We start from the raw sequence: 20,635 nt of genomic DNA on the forward strand, positions 1-20,635 counted from the left end.
TAAGATACTATGAGATCAAAATACTATGAGATCAAAATACTACGAGCTCTTAATCAAGATATACGACTTCTAATGGCGGAAAGCCATTGAACTCGACAGACGAATAAGAGTTAGTATAAGCCCCCGTCGCTAGCCAATAAATTTTATCACCAATCTCTAGCTCTTCTGGTAGCTGATAATCCGTCTCTTCATACATGATATCAGCAGAATCACAAGTCGGTCCTGCCAATACTACCTTACCTGACGTTGTTGATGTGGCCATTTTTGGGGTATAAACGGGATATTTAATCGCTTCCCCTAAGGTCTCAATTAACCCTTGAAATAGTCCCACATCGGTATAAACCCAGCGCGTTGTCTCCTCATGCGACTTACGGGAAATCAGCACCACATCACTAACCAAAACCCCAGAGCTTGCCACCAGTGACCGACCGGGCTCCAAAATAATCTCTGGCATATCGTCCACCCCGTAATTATCGATTAAGTACTGTTTCACCGATCCGGCGTAGTCTTGTATGGTATTGATTTGATTGAGATACCTAGCAGGGAAGCCGCCACCTAAATTGATCATTTGTAGCTTGATATCTTGTTGCGTTGATAACTGCTCAAAGATATCTTTGACCATCACCAGCGCATCATTCCAAACAGTCACTGATTTTTGCTGACTGCCCACATGGAACGAAACCCCATAGGGCACTAAGCCGAGCTTTTTGGCTTGAATGAGTAAATCAACTGCCATATCAGGATGGCAACCGAACTTGCGCGATAGGGGCCATTCGGCAGTGTCTGAACCTTCTACCAAAATACGCACAAACACCTTTGAGCCAGGAGCCTGCTCAGCGATGTTTTTGAGATCTGCTTCTGAGTCGGTTGCATACAGATCGATCCCTTTATCAAAAGCATATTTTACATGCTGCGCTTTTTTGATGGTATTGCCATAAGAGATACGCGATGGCGCAACGCCGCAGTCGAGCACTCGATCCAGCTCGTAGATGGAAGCGCAGTCGAAATTTGAACCTAGGTCTGCTAATAGTTCAATCACTTCCACCGCAGGGCTGGCTTTCATTGCATAATGAATTTTTGCATCGGGGAACAAGCCAATCATCTCATTGAATTTTAGCTTAATACGATTCAGATCAACGATCAAAAAAGGCGTGTCACGACCCTCAGCGGCTTTGGTAAATTTGCCCCAAGCAGCAGGGTCAAAATATTGGTCAATTTTGATCATAGTCATAACAGTAAACCTTTATTAATACGAAGAAGAATTAGAAAAGAAAAAATCAGAGGTGGAGAGTTTAAAAAAAGCGTAAATCAAGATAACATCTTGTTTACGCCTAAAGGTTCACTATTTAGACATTCGTAGCTTCAGGCTGTTTTGCTGCTTTCTCGCTTTGCTTTTCGCGTATCTTGAGCACTTTTTTGACTTTGTCACGTGCACGCGTTTGTTTTAGACGTGATAGGTAGTCGACAAAGATTACCCCATTGAGATGATCCATCTCGTGCTGAATACAGACGGCGAGTAAGCCTTCTGCTACCTCATCAATAGCCTCTCCTTCAGCGTCTAAAGCTTCGATGCGTACTTTATTGGGACGCTCGACTTTATCATAGACATCAGGGACCGACAGACAACCTTCTTCATAGGGCTGCTTTTCTTCAACTAGTGGCGTGACTTTAGGATTGATAAAGACCATTGGCTTATCTCTATTTTCAGATAAATCCATCACAATCAGTTGGATATGACGATCCACTTGTGAAGCGGCCAGACCGATACCATCAGCGGCATACATAGTCTCAATCATGTCACTAATCAGCGTTTTTATTTCGGTATCGACCTCTTTTACAGGGGCGGCGATAGTGCGCAGGCGCGGATCAGGGTAGCTTAAAATAGGGAGTACTGCCATAGTGGCTTACCTCAGTCATGCAAATAGAATTGGCGTTATTATAAGGTAAATGGGGGCAAAAGTAACGATTATCAACAACTTGAGCTCGATTTCTGCATGATAGCTAAAGCTTTCAATAAAAAAAAGACCTTATACGAATAAGGTCTTTTTGAATCAAAATAATAGCTAAACTCTTAGCATGTAAGAGTGCTCATATTATACGCGGCGCTTATTGACGATCATCTCATATAAGAAGAGTAAGATAATAGCGCCAATAACTGAGAATATCAGACCAATAAAGCCACCATCAGCATCGATACCGATTAGACCAGCAATAAAACCACCAAGCATCGCTCCAACAATACCGAGTACAATAGTCATAATCCAGCCCATTGCATCGTTACCTGGCTTAATAGCTCGCGCTAACAGACCGGCTACCAAACCGACGATGATCATCCATATAAAACCCATTATTATTCTCCTAATTGATTGAATGGTTACATTGTAATCACTCCTTAGCCAGAAGAGTAAGGACTAAATGTTAGTAGTGTAGGGGCTATGTGATAAAAAACAGGGATTTGCTATCATTTGAATTGAATGAGTAAAGGGCGTGTTAAAATCATAAAAAAAGCGCCACTCAAAAATTGAGGGCGCTATTTTAATTACATGAGCTAGGACCAAACTTGTTAGCGCTTAGTCGCTGCTAACGCTACCAATAAACGTTGATGAATACCTTCAAAACCGCCGTTGGACATAATAATTATGGCGTCACCAGCTTTGGCATGAGTACTGAGATGCTCAATGATAGCGTCGGTACTGCCAAGCACTTGCTGATTGCTCAAGTTATCATTATGCTGCTGAGCCTGCTCTATAACGTCTTGCAGGCCCCATTCAAGGCCTGTAGGCTCATACCAAAGCGTCTGATCTGCAAGCTCAGCTGAAGACGCTAAACTGTCTTGATGAACTCCCATCTTCATGGTGTTGCTACGCGGCTCAATAACCGCCCAAACCTTTTGACCTGCCATTTTCTTTTTGGCACCATCCAAAGTGGTGGTAATCGCGGTCGGATGATGAGCGAAATCATCAAAGACTAAGATATCGCCTACTTTACCGATCAGCTCCATGCGCCGTTTGATACCGGCAAACTCAGATAACGCGGCGCAAGCGCTAGCGACATCGACGCCGACATCATAAGCCGCTGCGATAGCTACTAGCGCATTATTGACATTATGCATGCCATTCATCGCCCAATCGACTGTGGCAGTCTCAGCATTATCGGTTATATTTTTAACATTCTTATCACCATTGAAGCTCACCTCAAACTGGCTGCCATCGGCGCTAATAAGTCGGGCTTGCCACTCGCTATCAGCCGCTTTGTTTTGAGCTTGCGTCTTATCTTTACCCGTATTATCGACAATAGAGGTGCGCCAAACGGGTGTCCAAACGCCTTTGGCTAAAGTGTCTTCTAAGCTTAGCGTATTAGCAGGCATGATAATTTGCCCGCTGCTCGGAATCATCCGCAGCATATGATGAAACTGCGTCTGAATCGCGCTTAAATCAGCAAAAATATCTGCATGATCGAACTCCAAATTATTCAAAATAGCGGTACGCGGGCGATAATGTACAAACTTTGAGCGCTTATCAAAAAAGGCGGAATCATATTCGTCCGCTTCAATGACAAAGTAACCTAAATTCGATGTGCTTGTAGAGTCAGCGCCTAAGTAGCTACTATGAGCGAATACTTGTTGTAGACGCTTATCGGTGGTATCGACTAACGGCACGCCGCCAATCAAAAACCCGCTGTCAATCCCCACATATTGCAATATCCAAGCGAGCATAGTCGTCGTGGTCGTCTTACCATGAGTGCCCGCCACCGCTATCACATGACGCGATTGTAGTACTTGCTCTGACAAAAACTGCGGCCCTGAGGTATAGCGTAGCCTTTGATTGAGCATATATTCAACGACTTCCATACCGCGCTTCATCGCATTACCAACCACTACTAAGTCAGGCGCAGGCTGCAGGTGCTCGATATGATAACCTTCCATAATCGTCACGCCAGCCTCTTGTAGCTGGGTGGACATCGGCGGATAAACATTGGCATCTGAGCCAGTCACTTCATGCCCAAGCTCGCGGGCCAATAAGGCTAATGAACCCATAAAAGTGCCACAAATACCAAGAATATGAATATGCATAGACGTTTCGCACCGAATGATATGAAAAGGAAAGAAGGGCATTATTGTAAAGTAAAGCCTAAGGGATAACCAATAAAACGCCCAAAAAAACGCCTAGTCTGTAGGCGTGAATATTATCTAAAGTTTACCGATTATCATTATGAATCAAAAAATAAACTTATTTTATTGGCGCGATAATGTGTAGTCATCGTCAGCGATTTGATTGTCATCTAATAATAACAAATGATTGTTTTGAATAAGGTAGCTCTCAATTCGCTGATCATCGTAAACGATCGTAATCTTGTCACCATCTTGACGATAAATACCGTTTTCGATTAAAGAGGCGGTCGGCTCTTCTGGACTATCATAAATGCTAGTTTTCACTACGGAGCTATCTGCAAATAAGTTCAGCAAAACCTCTGTACTGTTACAAAAAGAACAAGGGAAAACGCCTTTATAATCACCGATAAGAATAGCCTGCATCTGACTGCTGCTCGCTGACCGAGTATCCAAAGACGAGCGGTTTTCAGATGGTTTTCTATCCGGCTTTGCCGAGTTAATGAGTGACGCACCGGCTTCTCTATTATCTGTATCGCTATCTGAAGTATGGTCTGTGGTTTTCTGCTCTACAGCAATAGAATCACTCTGCGCACTGGCGATCATCATTTTTTTATCGGTGCTAGGAGTAGAAGAGTGGCTGTCACAGCCCATAAGTAAAGCACAAAAAGACAAAGGGAGTAATATTTTCAAAGTCGAGCGAGGACCACAATGAGCAGTCGTTGTGAAAATTCTAGAGGGAGAATAAATCATGAGCATACCAACAGCAAACAGATAAGGGTTAAGTGAAAGCTGATAACTGAGATCAGCTCTACTCACAAAAGCTAGTATTAATGTCGTCTAAGACGATGAAAGTGACCAAATATCATTGCAGCCTTCTAACATAATCGCAGGCGTATTCGCAGGATCTTATTGCAATACCCTTTCTTTAGAGACAGGCGGTCACTTATTCACAATCAACGGAAAAATATTATCACAAGATAACAAACTGGCATAACGTAAATGTGTGGTTTTTGTTATAAAAGGAGGAGATTTGTGTTCTAATATTTGCGTCTCGGATGGAGGATATTGATATAGAGGTTATCAATATATAGTCAGTCCAGAGTTAACTGATTATAAATTTAAACGCGCTACTGCTATAAATTTTACTTGCGTGCTGTTATCGCTCGATGCTGTATAACTTATATTTAAAACAAGCATCCCAGCAGCGCTATATCGTTTTTAGAGTGAATCGATAACACAAAAAAATTGGATTGTGATATTGCAGCGGTACTAATAGCAGCTATGTTCTTGCGCGCGGAATTCTAGAGCGCAAGATATTAATCAGTATTAATACATGAATGACAATCAATAGACTAAAAAATAGTAAGGACTGCTCAGGGATACTAAGTCCTAAAAAAGTCCAATCGACTGTGGCACATTCACCAGAACCAGCAAACACTTCGTTTAGTACTTGCTGCATCGGTAGTGTATCTAACCAATAATCTAGGCCAGGGCCACAAGAGGGTACCTGATCGGCGGGCAGATGCTGCAGCCAAACATGACGAGCAGCAACGCCCGTTGCCCAGCCAATACCGACTAAGCTACCTAACCATAGTCCTAGCTTGATAAGTTTTGATTTTGGGTTAAAAATAGCCGCTATAAGAGCAAAGCCGCCCATCACCATCAGACCGATACGCTGAAAGATACATAAGGGACATGGGGAGAGCCCCATATACTGCTGTAAAAAAAACAAGGCATAGCCCATACCGATAGCGCTCATCACTACCAAAAACACTTGCATACTGCGATAAGAGGGTAGGCTTTGCATCAAATAGGTACTCTTAAAATAGGGGCTAAATAGCTAATTTTGGGTAGTTATGGATAATGACTCGTTCAATAAAGCGGTATAAGCTTAGCGATACTGCTCAATAAAGTCCATAAAGTCTTCGGTCTCACTAGCTTCGATATCGCTTTGTTGCAATAGTGACTTTTCAGCCAATACTTCATATTTAGCCTGAATATTAGGGCTTAAGGTATGCTGTAGAATGGCATCGCGATGCTGCTGAGCCAACGTAAAGCCTAACTTCCACATACTGCCTAAGCGCATACTATCAGCATTGACTTGCGCGGAGATGGTTGATTCTGAATTGCTCGCTTTACCTTGCATTAAGGCCACAGCCACGCGGTAGTCGTTACCGCCGTGATGGGCATCTAGTAGCGCGGCTAGCGGCTGCATACTAGATAAATGCGCCAGCATCCAGCTCTGCAGCGATTGCTCTTCGCCATTATTTAGAATATGTAGATTATCCGAGCGGCCTTCATTGACCACTCGTTCCAGATTAACGGCCAGCTCCTCTTCTTCTGCCGGCATCAAATCTGGCGACTCATTGAGTAAGCAGTACAGCGCCATAACTTCTAAGAAGCAAGCACTTGACAGACGAATACCCACGTCGCTATAAGGATCTAAGTCGATGGCACGGAACTCCACATAAGCGATACCACGACGCTCCAGCGCTTCTGTCGGTGTTTCACCGCGCGCTGCAATTTGTTTGGGGCGAATAGGGCTGTAGTATTCGTTTTCTATTTGTAGAATATGGTCATTGATCTGAATAGGATTGCCGTCTTCATCATTTAAGCCAAGCGCCTTAAAGCTATCATGTGGCGTCTGAATCGCGCGGCGTAGGCCTGCGACATATTCAGGCAGATTATTATAGCGGATATCTAGATGCTCTTGGACGCTGTTGGTATAGCCAAGCTTACCCATACGTAGGCTAGTGGCGGTCGGTCTATAATAAGTCGACTCGTTCATCAGCTCCAAGTCATGCTCGCGGCCTGAAATAAAGCAAGGACAAACGCTAGGACTAGCGCCTAGTAAATATAGAACTAGGCTCGTTAAGCGCTTAAAGTTACGAATCAGACCTAAATACTTCTCATTTTTGAACTCGGTAAGCGTTTGCGTCTGTGCGTCTGCGAGCTGCTTTTGCCACTGTATAAATAAACCATCACCAAAGGATAGGTTATAATGTAGCCCAGCAATCGTTTGCATACGGCGACCATAACGAATACCAAGCCCGCTACGATAAAGCGTTTTAAGCTTACCGGTATTGGAGCTACCATAATCAGCCAGCGGAATATCGGCATCATCCGCTGAGAGCATACAAGGCATAGACAACGGCCACATCAGCTCACCCTCTGGCAAGGCCTGATAAACTAAAACATGCAGCTGACGTAGCATAGCCAAGGTATCTTTTGGCGTCGCTCTTGGGTCAGTGATAAGCTCAAGTAGGCTCTCAGAGTAGTCCGTAGTGATGAAGGGATGGGTCAATTTTGAACCTAGCTTCAATGGGTGCGGTGTTTGCGCCAAAAACCCATCCGCTCTAACGCGCAGGCCTTCTTTTTCGATACCGCGCAGCATACCCATCAATAATTGGCTATCAAACCAACTTGGTATTTCAAAATCCACAAAGCTACTTGCAAAATTACTCATAATAGTCATCTATTGTTATTCATTATGGTAGAGCAACCATCCATCAAGATTTGCTCAAATAGGGTTTGCTAACATAAAACCTGCTCAAACCTACGCCAGTTTGGCATCTTCGGCGCTATAAATAGAGCGGTCAGTTTAGCTCAAAGTCAGTTTAGCCCAAAGATAGTGCAAAAACCACGCACAATTACAATTTCAGTAACCTTCATAGGTTAAAAAAATCATTTGGCTAAGCCAAAAAAGCACCTATAAAAATAGATGCTTTGATAAGAGTGCGCTGATAAAACAAGCACTATTTAGATAGAAAACGAAGAGCCGCAGCCACAAGAAGTGGTCGCGTTAGGGTTATCTACTACAAAGCGCGCGCCTTCTAGCCCTTCGGTATAGTCAACGGTAGAGCCTTGTAAGTACTGATAACTGAGTGAGTCAATCACCAAAGTGACATCGCCATTGTCAAAATTGGCATCGTCTTCATTCATATCGCTGTCGAATCTAAAGCCGTAAGAGAAACCAGAGCAACCGCCGCCAGTCACATAAACACGCAGCATAAGCTCCTTATCGCCTTCTTCTTCGCGTAGACGGCGTACTTTTTGGGCCGCGCTATCGGTCAGGCTTAGGACAGTAGGATCGACCGGCTGACTAGCGCTTGGATCATATTGGGTAGTGGTTTGGGTCATAATTACCTCATTAGCGAATGCTTAACTGCTTGATGTCAGTAGTGTTTTGGCAGTATACCATAATTGGGGCTAGGCTTAACTTATCAAGACTGATAAGCGCGTTTAGTAAAATAGATAAACGGTATTGAAATAAGCCTTATTATCCTCAGTAAATCACTTAAAAATGAAACAGTTATTTATAAATAGTTGTTTAATCGTTTGCCTATCAGCCAGTCGTTTGAAATAATAGCCGCCAATTATGGCTGAGTTTGGCCTGTTTTTCTGTAAATTTTCATCATTACTCCTGATTGCTATTGAGCTGCTAGCTACTGACTTAATAAGTTATAGATTTAATAAGTGTAGTGGTCGCTATAACCCCTTTGAGATAAAACCCCTTATGATCGAATTTAAAGACGTTAGTGTTCGCCGTGATGGTCGTGTGCTCTTCTCGGACACTAGTTTCCAATTGCACCCCAATCACAAAATTGGTTTGACGGGCAATAATGGCACCGGCAAATCAACGCTATTTGCCTTGCTGTTGACGCAAATGGGCACTGGCGATACTGAGGTGACGCTTGATAAAGGCGAAGTGAGCATTCCTGATAGCTGGCAGGTCGCGCACATGGCGCAGGAAGTTGGGGCGAGTAGTCAAACGGCCATTGATTATGTACTGAGCGGCGATGAGCAGTGGTATCAGCTTAACGAAGCGTTGAGTGATTTGAGTCATGTCAGCGATGAGCAGATTGGCGTCTTGCACCAGCAGTTCGACGAGATAGATGGCTATCGTACGCCTACTAAAGCGGCGCAAATTATGGCAGGTCTTGGTTTTAAAGCCAGCCAACATGAGCAGCCAGTAGAAGGCTTCTCAGGTGGGTGGCGCATGCGTCTAAACCTCGCCAAAACTTTGATGAGCCGTGCTGATTTGATGCTACTCGATGAGCCGACTAACCACTTGGACTTAGATGCTATTTTGTGGCTTGAGACTTGGATCAATCAGTTCATGGGCCTTGTCATTGTCATCTCGCATGATCAGACATTCTTGGATGCGACAGTAGATCATATCCTGCATGTCGAGCAACAAAGAATCACTATGTACACGGGCAACTATCAGCAGTTTATTCGCACCCGTCATGAGCGCATGGCGCAGCAGCAGCAGGCTTATGAAAAGCAGCAAGCCACCCGTGCACACTTGGATGACTTTATCCGTCGTTTCCGTGCCAAAGCCAGCAAGGCTAAGCAAGCGCAAAGCCGTATCAAGCAGCTCGAGCGCATGGCCGAGCTGTCACCGATGATGGCGGATAACCCCTTCTCATTTAAGTTTTATGAGCCGGCACACATGAGTGCGCCGCTGATTGAGATGACCAAAGCCGATATCGGCTATAGTGAAACGCCGCTACTGCATAATGCCAATGTGCAAGTGACCCCAGATACGCGTTTGGGTCTACTCGGGATGAATGGCGCGGGCAAGTCGACTTTGATTAAAGCGTTGGTTGGTGAGCTTGAAGTACTCTCAGGCACTTACCAGGTCTCTGATACCCTCAAGCTTGGCTACTTTAATCAGCATCAAATGGATGCCTTAGATGCTGCTGCGACACCGATGCAGATGCTAAGACGCCTCGCGGGCAAGACCTCTGATGCGACCTTACGCTCGTTTTTGGGCAGTTTTGACTTTCGCGGTGAGCGTATCGATACGCCAAGCGAGCTCTTCTCTGGGGGTGAGCGCGCGCGTTTGACCCTTGCATTGATCGTCTGGCAGCGTCCTAACGTACTAGTACTCGATGAGCCGACTAACCATTTGGACTTGCAAATGCGTCAAGCTTTGACTCTAGCCCTGCAAGGGTTTCAAGGGGCGGTCGTGCTAGTTTCTCATGATCGTGAGCTGATTGCTAACGTTTGTGATGAGCTTTATCTTGTCCATGACGGACGGATCGACGAGTTCGCAGGCGATATCAGTGATTACGGTAAGTGGCTAGCGGAGAAGCGCAAACAAGAGAACGCACAAGACAAAAACAGTAATAAACAAGCCAAAAATAAAAAGGTACAAAAGGCCTTTGTTTCACGTGAAACAGATAGTGCTATAAAAGGAGCAGATGCTAAGCACGCCGAATCAACACAAACTGCGGCAGCGACATCTAAGACAGTTATCCAAACGACAAAAAAGCCCGCTAGTACTTTGAGTAAAGAAGAGCAGCGCAAGTTGGCGGCTGAGCAGCGCAAACTCACCGCGCCTATACGCCGAGAGATCGAAAACACTGAAAAGGCCTTGGCAAAGCTGGATGAGAAGCTAGCAAGTTTAGAGACTGAGCTTGCCGATTCCGAGCTCTATGAAGCGCATCGTAAAGCGGATCTGATAGCGCTACTCGATGAGCAAGCCTCGCTACAGCAGCAACATAGCGAGAAAGAGGAGGGTTTGTTGATAGCGATGACCAGTCTTGAGGATATGGAAGCGCAGTTTGATTAAGATATTTGCTGAGTAGATTATAAGCAAACATAAAAAAGGAGAGCTAAAGCTCTCCTTTTTTTACATTATTAGGCTCTTAAAAGCTGAAACCTTAGCGCGACGTTTTACTGTCTACGATACTTGCCATCACCGTAAGATAGTACTTTCATAGTCGTTGTACAAAGTTGGCAGTTTATCTTACCAGCAGCGCCTTTAGACAAATCTAAGATACGGCCCGGTGTAAAAGGACCTCTATCAGTGATTTTAACAATCACGCTCTGTCTTGTCTTTTTGTTAGTCACTTCAACTTTAGTGCCGAACGGTAACGTTTTATGGGCAGCGGTCATAGCATTCATATTGAAAATACTACCACTAGCGGTACGTTTACCGTGAAATTTACTACCATAATAGCTAGTATTACCAGCAAAAACGGTAGTACTTAATGCCAATGACAACATAATAACTAAAGACTTGATTAAATAAGACATTCAACACCTATATGTAATTTATAAAATAGACAGGTTTTCTTGCCTATATTATTTTCACTCCCTATGAGTGTAAACATTGCAGGTATTCTACAAGATAAAGCTTGCTATATCTTTACAGATGTGTAAAAAATAAGCCAAGTCAAATTGCAGTTACATTGTAAATTATTGATTAATAAGAAAAGTTGTTATCTTAAAGTTTTCTATACAATGTAATTGCTAAACTTAAATCCGCAGTATAAATCCATGCTATATTTTTTGCTAATACCTCTAGCAAAGAGGTGGTAGCCACAGACTAAAATTGAAATCACAGAAAAAAGTCTTATTATAGGAACAGACGATTCTAACTATATAGATTTCAATAAAAATTCTTTGAATAAAATTATAAGGAAAAACAATGGCTGAAAAAAACTACTATGACATTTTAGGGGTAAAAAAAGACGCTTCAGATGCTGATATTAAAAAGAAATATCGCAAACTAGTTCGTCAATATCATCCCGATGTTAGCGATGATCCAGACGCGGATAGTAAAATTGCCGAAATCAATAACGCTTACGAGACCATCAGAGATAAAGACAAACGCGCTGAGTACGACGCTATGCTAGACAATCCTTTTGCCGGTCAAGGCGGCGCTGGTGGCTTTGGCGGATTTGGAGGTCAGTCAGCTGGTGGCGCGCAAGGCGGCTTTCGCTGGGAAGACATTAAAGATCAGTTCGGTGAAGGTGAAGCCTTTGGTGGTGGCGGTTTTCGCTTCGATGATATTTTCTCGGCTTTTGGGCGCGGTGCCCGCGGCTCAGCGGGTCAATCGGCTGGCGGACCAAGCGGCTTTGATCAATTCGGTGGCGGTTTTGGCCAAGATAGCAAAGGCCAAGATCAGCATGCGGAGATCAGTGTCGATCTCGCTTCGGTCTATAGCGGCGACGACTATAGTATTAAGTTAAATGTGCCTGTTCGTCAGCCTAATGGTAGTGTGGGTTATGAGAATAAAACCCTGAAGATTAAAATTCCTAAAGGCATCACGGACGGCAAGCAAATCCGCCTAGCAGGGCAAGGCGCTGCCGGTATCGGAGGTGGCAAAAATGGAGATTTATTTCTCAAAGTAACCATCACTGCTGCAGGTAATATTCGCTTAGAGGGCGCTAACGTGTATCAAACAGTCAATATCACCCCGTGGGAAGCAGCGCTAGGCGAAAAAATCAATGTCGCCACTCCTGCAGGTACTTTAGGCGTCACTATTCCAAGTAACAGCAAATCAGGAAGTAATTTGCGTCTGAAGGGCAAAGGGATTCCAGCCAAGCAAGCTGGCGACTTGTACTTAACCTTAAATATCGTCAATCCAGAGGTCACCACTGACGAAGCTAAGCAAGCTTATGAGCAGCTAAAACAAGCTTTTGCTAATACTAGTATCAATCGTTAATTAGAAGGATTGTTACAAGTGAGCTAAAGTTAGACAGATGATTAGAGATATAGTATAAACGAGGATAATAATGATGAAACACTCGCCTGAATTAACCGATTTAATTATGAGCTTTGATGAGCTAGTATCTGCTTGTGGTCAAGAGCCGCAGTGGGTTATCGCTTTGATAGAAGAGAATATCATTGAGTATGATGTGCCGGAAAGCCAGCAGTTTACCGGTTATCAGCTAACGACCGTTCGCCGCGCCTCACGCCTCAGCCGTGATTTTGAAGCGAGCGTACCGGCTATTGGCTTGATACTTGAGCTGTTAGATGAAGTGGAGCAACTACGCCAGTTTAAGCGTCAGTTGGAGATGCAGACGCCTGTTATCGAGGTCGAGGTAGATAGCTTAAAGTAAGCTATTGAGAGCTTAAACCTGACTTGCATACAAGTTTTAAAGTATAAAAAGGGCACCTGAGTGCCCTTTTTTTATCTTTGAGTTGTGATTAAAACGTCGTTAAGGCTCAATTCGCTAACGGGCGTATTTTGGATCGGCGGCAGCGGTGAATAGTATATCGGTTGAAGAGTTAAGAGCCGTCTCCGCAGAGTCTTGAATAACGCCAATAATAAAGCCAACGGCCACCACTTGCATAGCAATGTCGTTGGGGATACTAAATAGACTGGCCGCTAATGGAATGAGTAGTAATGAGCCGCCAGGCACACCCGACGCCCCGCCAGCACTTACTGTCGCCACTAAGCTTAGCAGTAAAGCGGATGCAAAGCTGACCTCAATACCTAGAGTATGCGCAGCAGCTAAGGTTAACACGTTAATGGTAATCGCCGCGCCGGCCATATTGATGGTAGCACCAAGCGGAATAGTGACCGAATAAGTATCTTCGTGCAGACCAAGTTTGTGAGCAAGATTCATATTAACCGGGATATTAGCCGCTGATGAACGGGTAAAAAAGGCAGTAATACCAGACTCGCGCAAGCAAGTAAAGACAAGCGGATAAGGGTTTTTACCCGTTTTGACTAACACGATTAAAGGATTAGCGACTAGAGCAATAAACAGCATACAGCCAACCAATACCATCAAGATATTGGCATAGCCTTTTAGGGCCTCAAAGCCTGTTTCAGCGACAGTATTGGCGACAAGACCTAAGATACCAAATGGCGCGAGGGCAATGACCCATTTGACCACTTGTGAGATCGCATCAGCAAAGTCGCTGACCATAGCGCGAGTAGTGTCACCAGCTTGACGCAGCGCAAAACCGATAATAATCGCCCATGCCAAGATACCGATATAGTTGGCATTGGCCACGGCATTGACAGGATTGGCGACTAGGCTCATTAGTAGGTTGGTTAGCACTTCTTTTAAATTGGCAGGCGGTACTTGCTCGATATCGGCATTGACTAAGACCATCTCGATTGGGAACAAGAAACTTGCACCTACGGCGGTCAATGCTGCCAAAAAAGTGCCAAAAATATACATGATAAGGACGGGCTTTACGTAGACCTCATCACCACTGCGCTGTTTACTAATAGCGGCTAACACCAGTACAAACACTAGTATGGGTGCTACTGCTTTAAGAGCACCGACAAATAAAGTTCCTAATATCCCTAAAGCTATACCAGCGCTAGGCGCCAGCCAGCCAATCAACACTCCTATGACTAAGCCGATAATAATCAGCGGCACTAAGCCTATTCGTTGATACATCGCTATCAATGAGCGCATCTTTATACCTCTAATAAAAACATTAGTAAAAAAACCACAGAACGCTAAAATAATTGGGTGATATTAGCATTTTTTGTAATATTCGCCTAATGCTCTGCTAGAAGATTATAAAGAGAAGTAAGATACACTTTGGAGGTTTAGATAGATTATATAAGAGGATATGAGGAAAGTTAGCGTTAGTGTAACGAGTTATAGAGAGTTATTTAAAATGAATCATTAACAAACAATCGATATATCAAACTTTAAAATGCGTCAACTCATAATCGAGCTGTTGGTAATGTTTATACTTATGGCGACCTTGGGCGACGCTATCGTCATCGGGTAAGATAATCTCTAGCAGTCGATTAGGCAGAGCGTTGCTCGTTGACGGGATATAATCAGTTAGAGGGCGGGGAGTCGTATTGATAACGATACCGCTAAAGTCTGGCGGCAGCTGTGATGCTAATAGAACAGGCGCTGTAGAATTAACAGCAGTACTAGCCGTTGTCTCACTATCAGCAGCGCTTAGTCGTTGATGCGGAATAAAACTAGCCGCATCATTGGCCCATAACGCTTCATCAAGCTCGCTGAGCAAAAGCTCGTTATCAGCAAGGATAACAAGCGACTGCGTACTCTTATTTAAAGCGGTTTGGGTCAGCTGACAAATAAAGCCCAAGAAATCTTGGGCTTTACTCTCGCTTAATACATAAAAACTAACGGTTAGTTTTGACATTTTTTGTACTTAAGCCTTATTAAATGTCCGATGATACAGCACTGTTTATGCCATATCGACGCTGTTCTTGAGATACTGCATAAACAGAGGTACTGGACGGCCGGTAGCGGCTTTTTCTTTACCAGAGTTCCATGCTGTACCAGCAATATCTAAATGCGCCCACGCTTGGCCTTCTTCCACGAAGCGTGATAAGAAGCAAGCAGCAGTAACCGCGCCGGCACCTTTACCACCGATATTTTGCATGTCGGCAATAGGCGAGTCAAGCAATGACTGATACTCATCATCTAGCGGCATATGCCAGATAAGATCGCCAGATTGAGCGCTAGCGTTCTCAAGCTCGAACAGTACGTCTTCATCATTACTAAACACCGCTGAGCGTACATGACCAAGAGCGACGACACAAGCTCCGGTCAAAGTCGCCACATCGATAACCGCTTTTGGGTTATAGCGCTGGATATAGCATAAAGTATCGGCTAACACTAAGCGGCCTTCAGCGTCAGTATTGAGAATCTCAACCGATTTACCATTCATTGCTTTTACGATATCACCAGGACGCGTAGCTTCTCCTGATGGCATGTTTTCTGCACAAGCGAGAGCGCCGACGACGTTGATAGGTAGACGCGCTTCGCACAGCGCTTGGATAGTACCAAGGACCGAAGCTGAGCCGCCCATATCGAATTTCATCTCATCCATCGCCGCGCCTGGCTTGATAGAGATACCGCCTGAGTCAAAGGTGACGCCTTTACCGACTAAGACAATAGGCGCATCATTGTTAGCGCTTTTTTTAGTATTGGCTTTTAAAGGTAGCTTATCTGCAATCGCTTTTAGACCAGCCTTTGCAGTGGTGCTAGCGTTATCGCTATAAGTGGCTTTATGGTTGGCGGTAAATTTCGACTTACCTTGATACTCCATAATGACTAGCTTGCCCTCGCGAGCTGAGCCTCTAGAGACCGCTAAGAAGCACTCCATACCGAGCGCTGACATCTCTTCTTCACCTAATACAGTGACTTTTAGGATATCAGAGTATTTTTTGCCAAGCTCCTGCGCTTGCTCTGCCATGTAGGCCGGGAAGCAGATATTACCAGGCTCGTTTGCGACATCGCGAGTTAAGCTTTGACCGACAAACACCGAATGCGCGAAGTCGAGAGCAGGCTGCAAGCTATCATCGGCAAGCAAATAGATATCGGTTAATACTGGAGTTGTTTTCTCTGATTTGTATTTATCAAAACGATAAGTCGCCGCTAACAGATTAAGGGTAAATTGGCTAAATTCATTTTCTTGTAAGGTATCGCCGAGAGCAATGGTCAAGGAAGAAACGCGTTTTTGCGTCGATTGATAAATGGTCTTAGCGATTTTTTGTAGGACGCTATGACTGAGTTTGTCGAGGCTGCCGACACCTACTAGTAGTAGCTGTAGTGGATTGGCTTTGGTGGTTTTTTTATCACCAGCTAAGGCATAATCAGCAACCGTTTCACAGGCCTTACCACTGAAATGCGAGACTGCCATCAACTGCTCGATACGCTCTTGATAAGCTGTTAATGAGTCGCTTGCTAAGATGTTTTTGTTATTATCGACTAAGACGACTAAGCAGCTCGAGTCTTTATCTTTGGCTTCTTTTTTTAGTATTTTTTGAGTATGAGTTTTTGGGAGTTGTGCGGTTAACTTAATATTCATAGAGTCGTGTCCTTATTAGAGTTATGGGATTGGAATTATGAGTGAATAGGGCAAGTCGATCAGGAAACCCAAAGACCTACTTGAGCTTGTATTATAGTTTAGCATATAGAGGAGACGCTAACTGTTCCTTAAGCGTTAGGGAATGTTGTTCGCTGTCTATAGCTATCTACTTTGGCTTTGCCAGTTAACGATTTAAGAGCACTAATCAATAGCATCATCACTAATTGATAGTATCAGTCGATAGTAAAGTGGCGAAGCTGTCTTGCAAAGCCGCCATAGCATTATTATGCACCACTGCTGCCTTGATCGTCTCTCCATTGGCATCAGGTAAGTCGCGAGTGGCACAGGCATCATGAAAGACGAAGTTCTCAAAGCCTAAGTCAAAAGCAGCTCTGACGCTAGAGCTGACGCACATGTGACTCATAAAGCCCACAAAAACGAGCTGTTTTTTGCTAGTGGCTTTGAGTAGCTCACCTAAATTGGTATCATAAAAAGCATTGGGATGTTTTTTACTAATAAGCTTTTCATTATCGAGCGGTTTTAGCTCATCGACGATAGCGACCTTAGCAGATAGTGGATCAAAGATGGGGCCGTTATCTTCGCCATGCTGGGCGATATGAAAGAGCGGGATGTTTTGTTGGCGAGCTTTATCGAGTAGTAATCGCGCCTTGTTGGTCGCTGCGGCTCCTAGCTCACCTAAAGGCATAGCGCCGTTGACATATTCATTCTGAAAATCGATAAAGACGATAGCGCAGTTAGACCAGTCAAGGGTGCCAAACTTACCGCCGCCAAGCTCGAGCAAGGTAGCAGGACTTAAGTTATGAGTAGACATCGTATTCTCCATCAGTGAAATTTTTGAAATTATATTTCGAAATTATATTTTGAGTTTTTTAAATAGCTGCTTACTACTGTTTTGCTTTAATATAAAGTAATAGTAAATAGTAGCCAATTTACGCGCTTAAATTCTAACAAGTGCTTAGATTCTAACAAGTAATTGCGGCCTTATTTAGGGTGTGATACCAATGACAAACACTCGATGGCAAATAAAACACAAAATAAGACAGATAAGTTAGTGCAGTGATAGTGCTTTAATAAATGAGTTGCTAACTCGTTAAGCATTAACTATTAGACCTTTTATGAAAGGTTATTAAAGTGTAGTAACAATAAAACCGAGAAGGGGTTTACACACTTTTCACCGTCATTTTTTATAAAAACATGCTAGCATTAGCAGTTACGTTTGACGCTTATACTCGCTTTGCCCCATTTATCCAAATACCAAAAATCGCTTATGAGTTTGCACGATAGGGATATGTAAAAACATACCCTAGCGAACGACAACCCTTATCTAAGAGTCCTTATTGTGATATTACGCCGCTACATGACCCGTCAAGTTGCCTCAACGACCGCTTTGGTATTGGGGTTTTTGGTGGTGATGATGCTCGGTGGTCGTTTGATACGTTATTTCGGGATTGCCGCTGAAGGCAACTTAGATATCAGCTTATTATTCACCATTATTGGCTATAACTTGCCTTATTTTTTAGAGCTTATTTTACCTTTGGCGTTCTTTATAGGCTTGATGCTCGTTTTTGGCAGATTATATGTGGATCAAGAAATGGCGGTTATTAATGCTAGCGGCGTCTCACGCGGGAAGCTAGCTCGGCTGATAACGCCGCTGATTTTAGCGTTGTTTGTGGGAGAGGCTGCTCTGTCTATAGTCGGTAAACCTTGGGGAGTACGCTCTTCAGAGACGATTTGGCAGCAGCAAGCTTTGACTAGTGCTTTTGATTTGATCCGCCCTAAGGAGTTTATTAGTAGCGGGAATTATCATCTGTATGTGGGGAGTCTGAGCGATGATAAAACTCAGCTGCAGGATGTGGTACTGATCCAAACGGAACCGAAAAAACGATCGACCAAGCCCGCTAATAATGTCGCTCAAAGTATGCCGAATCAGACAGCTGACGAGAATGAGCTAGTCGAGCGCTTGCCTGTTGAAGATTTACCAAAAGAGCTCATCGCGAGTGCCAATCAAGTTGCGAGTAAAGACACTATTACCTTGGCTCGGCGCGCTGAACAAGTAGAGAACGGTGCAGGCGGGGTCACCCAATTAGATCTATTTCAGGGGCGGCGTTATGAAGTCGGTGCTGGTAGTCTAAAATATAATCAGATCGGCTTTGATCGCTACCGCATTACCTTGACTGAGTCCAAAGAAGAGGTGGTGACCGAGGATAATATCGAAACGCAAGCGATCGTACCGCTATGGCAAGCGGCAACGGGGAGTATGGCGATGCGTAACTCTGAGGCAAGGCTCGCGGCTCAAGGGGAGCTTGGCTACCGCTTTGCACTGCCTTGGCTGATGATTATCGCGCCTATGCTTGCCGTACCGCTAGCGCAAGTGCGCCCACGGCAAGGGCGCTGGCTACGATTATTTCCGGCTATCTTATTATTTGTTAGTTGTGCGCTCGGTATCATCTCGCTGAAAAACGCCGTTGCTAAAGGTAGTGTAAGCGTCTGGTCTTATGCTTGGTTAATAGTAGGGTTTATGGTTTTAGCGCTTTATATGAATTGGGGTAACCGCATTCAGCATCGACTGCGCTTTCGGTTGAGCGAAGAAAAGCACAACGATTTAGACCCTTTAAATGACTCAAATACAGGACCATTATAATGCGCTCCTCACTGTTTGCAGCTAAAAGTAAAGGTTTATCATTGGCAAAGCCGCCCAGTCAGCTAAAAGTGCTAAGCCGTTACGTCAAGCTCAACGCCTTGCTAGCGATTATCGCTGCGGTACTTGGACTGTGGGGCCTGCAGGTACTATTTTCTTACTTGTCTGAGCTTGATTCGCTCAGTGATAGCTATACGATGGGCGAGGCGCTCAAATATATCTTTTATCGCTCGCCTTACTTCTTGGAGCAGTTCGTTCCTACTGGAGCGCTACTTGGTGCTGTGGTTGGCCTCGGGCTACTGGCTAATAACAGCGAGCTGGTAGTCATGCGCGCCTCTGGCGTCAGCGTTTATCGTATCGTCGGTTGGGTGCTACAGCCCGCTTTATTATTCGTCATCTTAGCGCTGTTTATTAACCAGTTTGTATTACCTACTAGTAACCAACTGGCTGATGAGATCAATGATGACGACAGTAGCGCTCTGATTACCTCAGTGCGCGGCTACTGGACCATGCAGCCAAGCTTTAGCAGCGCAAAAGACACAGACGATCAGACAACGCTACAAAAAAATGGCAGTGATATCCTCTATATTGATTATGCGGATGTACAAGGCAATATCGGTGAGGTCAAGCGTTGGCATTTGGATGAGAATGGCAACCTACAAACTGCTATCCGTGCTGAGGGTGGCCAGTATACGGGGCGTCAGCTAATTGGGCGTACGAGCGATAATAAAGACGAGCAGTATCGCTATGACTGGCAGCTCAATAACATCACGAGGCTAACAATCAATCAAGGCTTTCAAAGCAGTCAACAGCTCGCTACTACGGATACTTTAAGCCTACCGTTTGCGCCTGAATCGGTGTACCTGTTGACCCGCGATCCCGAAGATTTGTCATTGACCCAGCTATATCAGCATCGTCAGTTTATGCAGCAGCAAGGTAAGCGGTCATTGACTCACGAGCTGGCGTTTTGGCAAAAATTACTATCACCGCTGTCGATATTATCGCTGGTGATAGTCGCGTGCTCTTTTGTTTTTGGCTCGCTACGCACGCACAGTTTAGGCCTGCGTATTGTCGTGGCTTTACTATTCGGGCTACTGTTTAGCTATATTCAAGACTTAGTTGGGTTTGTGTCGTTAGCCACAGGCTTTTCGCCATTTTTAATGGTGCTATTGCCGGTTATTGCTAGTGCAGTGCTCGGTGGCTATTTACTAAAACGACAAATGTAGCCGGCTAGGTGATTGATCCAAACAAAAATCCCGCTAAGACTGAATCGTTTTAGCGGGATTTTGCTGAGCGCTGTTTGT

General features: G+C 44.4%; 18 protein-coding genes. 5 read left to right on the forward strand and 13 right to left on the reverse strand.

The window, feature by feature from the left end; genetic code table 11:
- Window positions 1-49: 49 nt before the first annotated feature.
- From ACS8E3_RS05655 to erpA, 8 genes are all read right to left on the reverse strand, one after another.
- Window positions 50-1,225, reverse strand: a complete 1,176-nt coding sequence (locus tag ACS8E3_RS05655) for a type III PLP-dependent enzyme (protein ID WP_439242402.1) — start codon at window positions 1,223-1,225, stop codon at window positions 50-52.
- Window positions 1,226-1,346: 121 nt separating this feature from the next.
- Window positions 1,347-1,898 carry a peptide deformylase gene (def, locus tag ACS8E3_RS05660; RefSeq protein WP_439242132.1) on the reverse strand — a complete coding sequence of 184 codons (552 nt, stop codon included), beginning with the start codon at window positions 1,896-1,898 and terminating at the stop codon, window positions 1,347-1,349.
- A gap of 195 nt (window positions 1,899-2,093) precedes the next feature.
- Window positions 2,094-2,348 carry a GlsB/YeaQ/YmgE family stress response membrane protein gene (locus ACS8E3_RS05665; protein WP_025645387.1) on the reverse strand — a complete coding sequence of 85 codons (255 nt, stop codon included), beginning with the start codon at window positions 2,346-2,348 and terminating at the stop codon, window positions 2,094-2,096.
- 215 nt (window positions 2,349-2,563) lie between these two features.
- Entirely contained in the window at window positions 2,564-4,072 is a 1,509-nt protein-coding gene (mpl, locus tag ACS8E3_RS05670; RefSeq protein ID WP_439242134.1) for a UDP-N-acetylmuramate:L-alanyl-gamma-D-glutamyl-meso-diaminopimelate ligase, read from the reverse strand.
- A gap of 162 nt (window positions 4,073-4,234) precedes the next feature.
- Window positions 4,235-4,861, reverse strand: coding sequence for a copper resistance protein NlpE N-terminal domain-containing protein (locus ACS8E3_RS05675; protein WP_439242136.1), 627 nt, complete (start codon window positions 4,859-4,861; stop codon window positions 4,235-4,237).
- Between the two features lie 529 nt (window positions 4,862-5,390).
- Entirely contained in the window at window positions 5,391-5,918 is a 528-nt protein-coding gene (locus tag ACS8E3_RS05680) for a disulfide bond formation protein B (RefSeq protein WP_439242138.1), read from the reverse strand.
- Window positions 5,919-6,002: 84 nt separating this feature from the next.
- Window positions 6,003-7,577 (reverse strand): glutamate--cysteine ligase, encoded by a 1,575-nt coding sequence (gene gshA, locus ACS8E3_RS05685; RefSeq protein ID WP_439242140.1) that lies wholly within the window; start codon window positions 7,575-7,577, stop codon window positions 6,003-6,005.
- A 293-nt stretch (window positions 7,578-7,870) separates the two neighbouring features.
- Complete coding sequence (gene erpA, locus ACS8E3_RS05690; RefSeq protein ID WP_439242142.1) at window positions 7,871-8,251, reverse strand: iron-sulfur cluster insertion protein ErpA; 381 nt, start codon at window positions 8,249-8,251, stop codon at window positions 7,871-7,873.
- Between the two features lie 376 nt (window positions 8,252-8,627).
- On the opposite strand from erpA, the gene ACS8E3_RS05695 reads away from it, so the two are divergent.
- A complete protein-coding gene (locus ACS8E3_RS05695; RefSeq protein WP_439242144.1) occupies window positions 8,628-10,691 on the forward strand; it encodes an ATP-binding cassette domain-containing protein in 2,064 nt (687 codons plus the stop codon).
- 104 nt (window positions 10,692-10,795) lie between these two features.
- Here the strand turns inward: ACS8E3_RS05695 and ACS8E3_RS05700 are convergent, their stop codons facing one another.
- Complete coding sequence (locus tag ACS8E3_RS05700) at window positions 10,796-11,158, reverse strand: septal ring lytic transglycosylase RlpA family protein (RefSeq protein WP_439242146.1); 363 nt, start codon at window positions 11,156-11,158, stop codon at window positions 10,796-10,798.
- A 394-nt stretch (window positions 11,159-11,552) separates the two neighbouring features.
- Here ACS8E3_RS05700 and ACS8E3_RS05705 point away from each other — a divergent pair, with 394 nt between their 5' ends.
- On the forward strand, window positions 11,553-12,572 hold the full coding sequence (locus ACS8E3_RS05705; RefSeq protein ID WP_439242148.1) for a DnaJ C-terminal domain-containing protein: 1,020 nt from the start codon (window positions 11,553-11,555) through the stop codon (window positions 12,570-12,572).
- 73 nt (window positions 12,573-12,645) lie between these two features.
- The gene (locus ACS8E3_RS05710; protein WP_439242150.1) at window positions 12,646-12,969 is read left to right on the forward strand and encodes a chaperone modulator CbpM; all 324 of its coding nucleotides are present in this window, start codon (window positions 12,646-12,648) and stop codon (window positions 12,967-12,969) included.
- Window positions 12,970-13,083: 114 nt separating this feature from the next.
- On the opposite strand, the gene sstT is transcribed toward ACS8E3_RS05710, so the two are convergent.
- The 4 genes from sstT to ACS8E3_RS05730 all read right to left on the reverse strand — a co-directional run bounded on the left by sstT (window position 13,084) and on the right by ACS8E3_RS05730 (window position 17,504).
- Window positions 13,084-14,286, reverse strand: a complete 1,203-nt coding sequence (sstT, locus tag ACS8E3_RS05715; protein ID WP_439242152.1) for a serine/threonine transporter SstT — start codon at window positions 14,284-14,286, stop codon at window positions 13,084-13,086.
- A 235-nt stretch (window positions 14,287-14,521) separates the two neighbouring features.
- Window positions 14,522-14,998 carry a DNA polymerase III subunit chi gene (locus ACS8E3_RS05720; protein ID WP_439242154.1) on the reverse strand — a complete coding sequence of 159 codons (477 nt, stop codon included), beginning with the start codon at window positions 14,996-14,998 and terminating at the stop codon, window positions 14,522-14,524.
- A gap of 45 nt (window positions 14,999-15,043) precedes the next feature.
- Window positions 15,044-16,672, reverse strand: coding sequence for a leucyl aminopeptidase (locus ACS8E3_RS05725; RefSeq protein ID WP_439242156.1), 1,629 nt, complete (start codon window positions 16,670-16,672; stop codon window positions 15,044-15,046).
- 220 nt (window positions 16,673-16,892) lie between these two features.
- Window positions 16,893-17,504, reverse strand: coding sequence for a cysteine hydrolase family protein (locus ACS8E3_RS05730; protein WP_439242158.1), 612 nt, complete (start codon window positions 17,502-17,504; stop codon window positions 16,893-16,895).
- A gap of 546 nt (window positions 17,505-18,050) precedes the next feature.
- On the opposite strand from ACS8E3_RS05730, the gene ACS8E3_RS05735 reads away from it, so the two are divergent.
- The gene (locus tag ACS8E3_RS05735) at window positions 18,051-19,334 is read left to right on the forward strand and encodes an LPS export ABC transporter permease LptF (RefSeq protein WP_439242160.1); all 1,284 of its coding nucleotides are present in this window, start codon (window positions 18,051-18,053) and stop codon (window positions 19,332-19,334) included.
- On the forward strand, window positions 19,334-20,557 hold the full coding sequence (gene lptG / locus ACS8E3_RS05740; RefSeq protein WP_439242162.1) for an LPS export ABC transporter permease LptG: 1,224 nt from the start codon (window positions 19,334-19,336) through the stop codon (window positions 20,555-20,557). The genes ACS8E3_RS05735 and lptG overlap by 1 nt, the downstream gene beginning before the upstream one ends.
- The last annotated feature ends 78 nt before the right edge of the window (window positions 20,558-20,635 follow it).

The organism is Psychrobacter sp. 2Y5, assembly GCF_051847375.1.
Taxonomy (GTDB): domain Bacteria; phylum Pseudomonadota; class Gammaproteobacteria; order Pseudomonadales; family Moraxellaceae; genus Psychrobacter.

Coding starts and splice junctions, on each gene's coding strand:
- ACS8E3_RS05655 (WP_439242402.1), bottom strand. CDS start 1,225: ATGATCAAAATTGACCAATATTTTGACCCTGCTGCTTGGGGCAAATTT.
- def (WP_439242132.1), bottom strand. CDS start 1,898: ATGGCAGTACTCCCTATTTTAAGCTACCCTGATCCGCGCCTGCGCACT.
- ACS8E3_RS05665 (WP_025645387.1), bottom strand. CDS start 2,348: ATGGGTTTTATATGGATGATCATCGTCGGTTTGGTAGCCGGTCTGTTA.
- mpl (WP_439242134.1), bottom strand. CDS start 4,072: ATGCATATTCATATTCTTGGTATTTGTGGCACTTTTATGGGTTCATTA.
- ACS8E3_RS05675 (WP_439242136.1), bottom strand. CDS start 4,861: ATGATTTATTCTCCCTCTAGAATTTTCACAACGACTGCTCATTGTGGT.
- ACS8E3_RS05680 (WP_439242138.1), bottom strand. CDS start 5,918: ATGCAAAGCCTACCCTCTTATCGCAGTATGCAAGTGTTTTTGGTAGTG.
- gshA (WP_439242140.1), bottom strand. CDS start 7,577: ATGAGTAATTTTGCAAGTAGCTTTGTGGATTTTGAAATACCAAGTTGG.
- erpA (WP_439242142.1), bottom strand. CDS start 8,251: ATGACCCAAACCACTACCCAATATGATCCAAGCGCTAGTCAGCCGGTC.
- ACS8E3_RS05695 (WP_439242144.1), top strand. CDS start 8,628: ATGATCGAATTTAAAGACGTTAGTGTTCGCCGTGATGGTCGTGTGCTC.
- ACS8E3_RS05700 (WP_439242146.1), bottom strand. CDS start 11,158: ATGTCTTATTTAATCAAGTCTTTAGTTATTATGTTGTCATTGGCATTA.
- ACS8E3_RS05705 (WP_439242148.1), top strand. CDS start 11,553: ATGGCTGAAAAAAACTACTATGACATTTTAGGGGTAAAAAAAGACGCT.
- ACS8E3_RS05710 (WP_439242150.1), top strand. CDS start 12,646: ATGAAACACTCGCCTGAATTAACCGATTTAATTATGAGCTTTGATGAG.
- sstT (WP_439242152.1), bottom strand. CDS start 14,286: ATGCGCTCATTGATAGCGATGTATCAACGAATAGGCTTAGTGCCGCTG.
- ACS8E3_RS05720 (WP_439242154.1), bottom strand. CDS start 14,998: ATGTCAAAACTAACCGTTAGTTTTTATGTATTAAGCGAGAGTAAAGCC.
- ACS8E3_RS05725 (WP_439242156.1), bottom strand. CDS start 16,672: ATGAATATTAAGTTAACCGCACAACTCCCAAAAACTCATACTCAAAAA.
- ACS8E3_RS05730 (WP_439242158.1), bottom strand. CDS start 17,504: ATGTCTACTCATAACTTAAGTCCTGCTACCTTGCTCGAGCTTGGCGGC.
- ACS8E3_RS05735 (WP_439242160.1), top strand. CDS start 18,051: ATGACCCGTCAAGTTGCCTCAACGACCGCTTTGGTATTGGGGTTTTTG.
- lptG (WP_439242162.1), top strand. CDS start 19,334: ATGCGCTCCTCACTGTTTGCAGCTAAAAGTAAAGGTTTATCATTGGCA.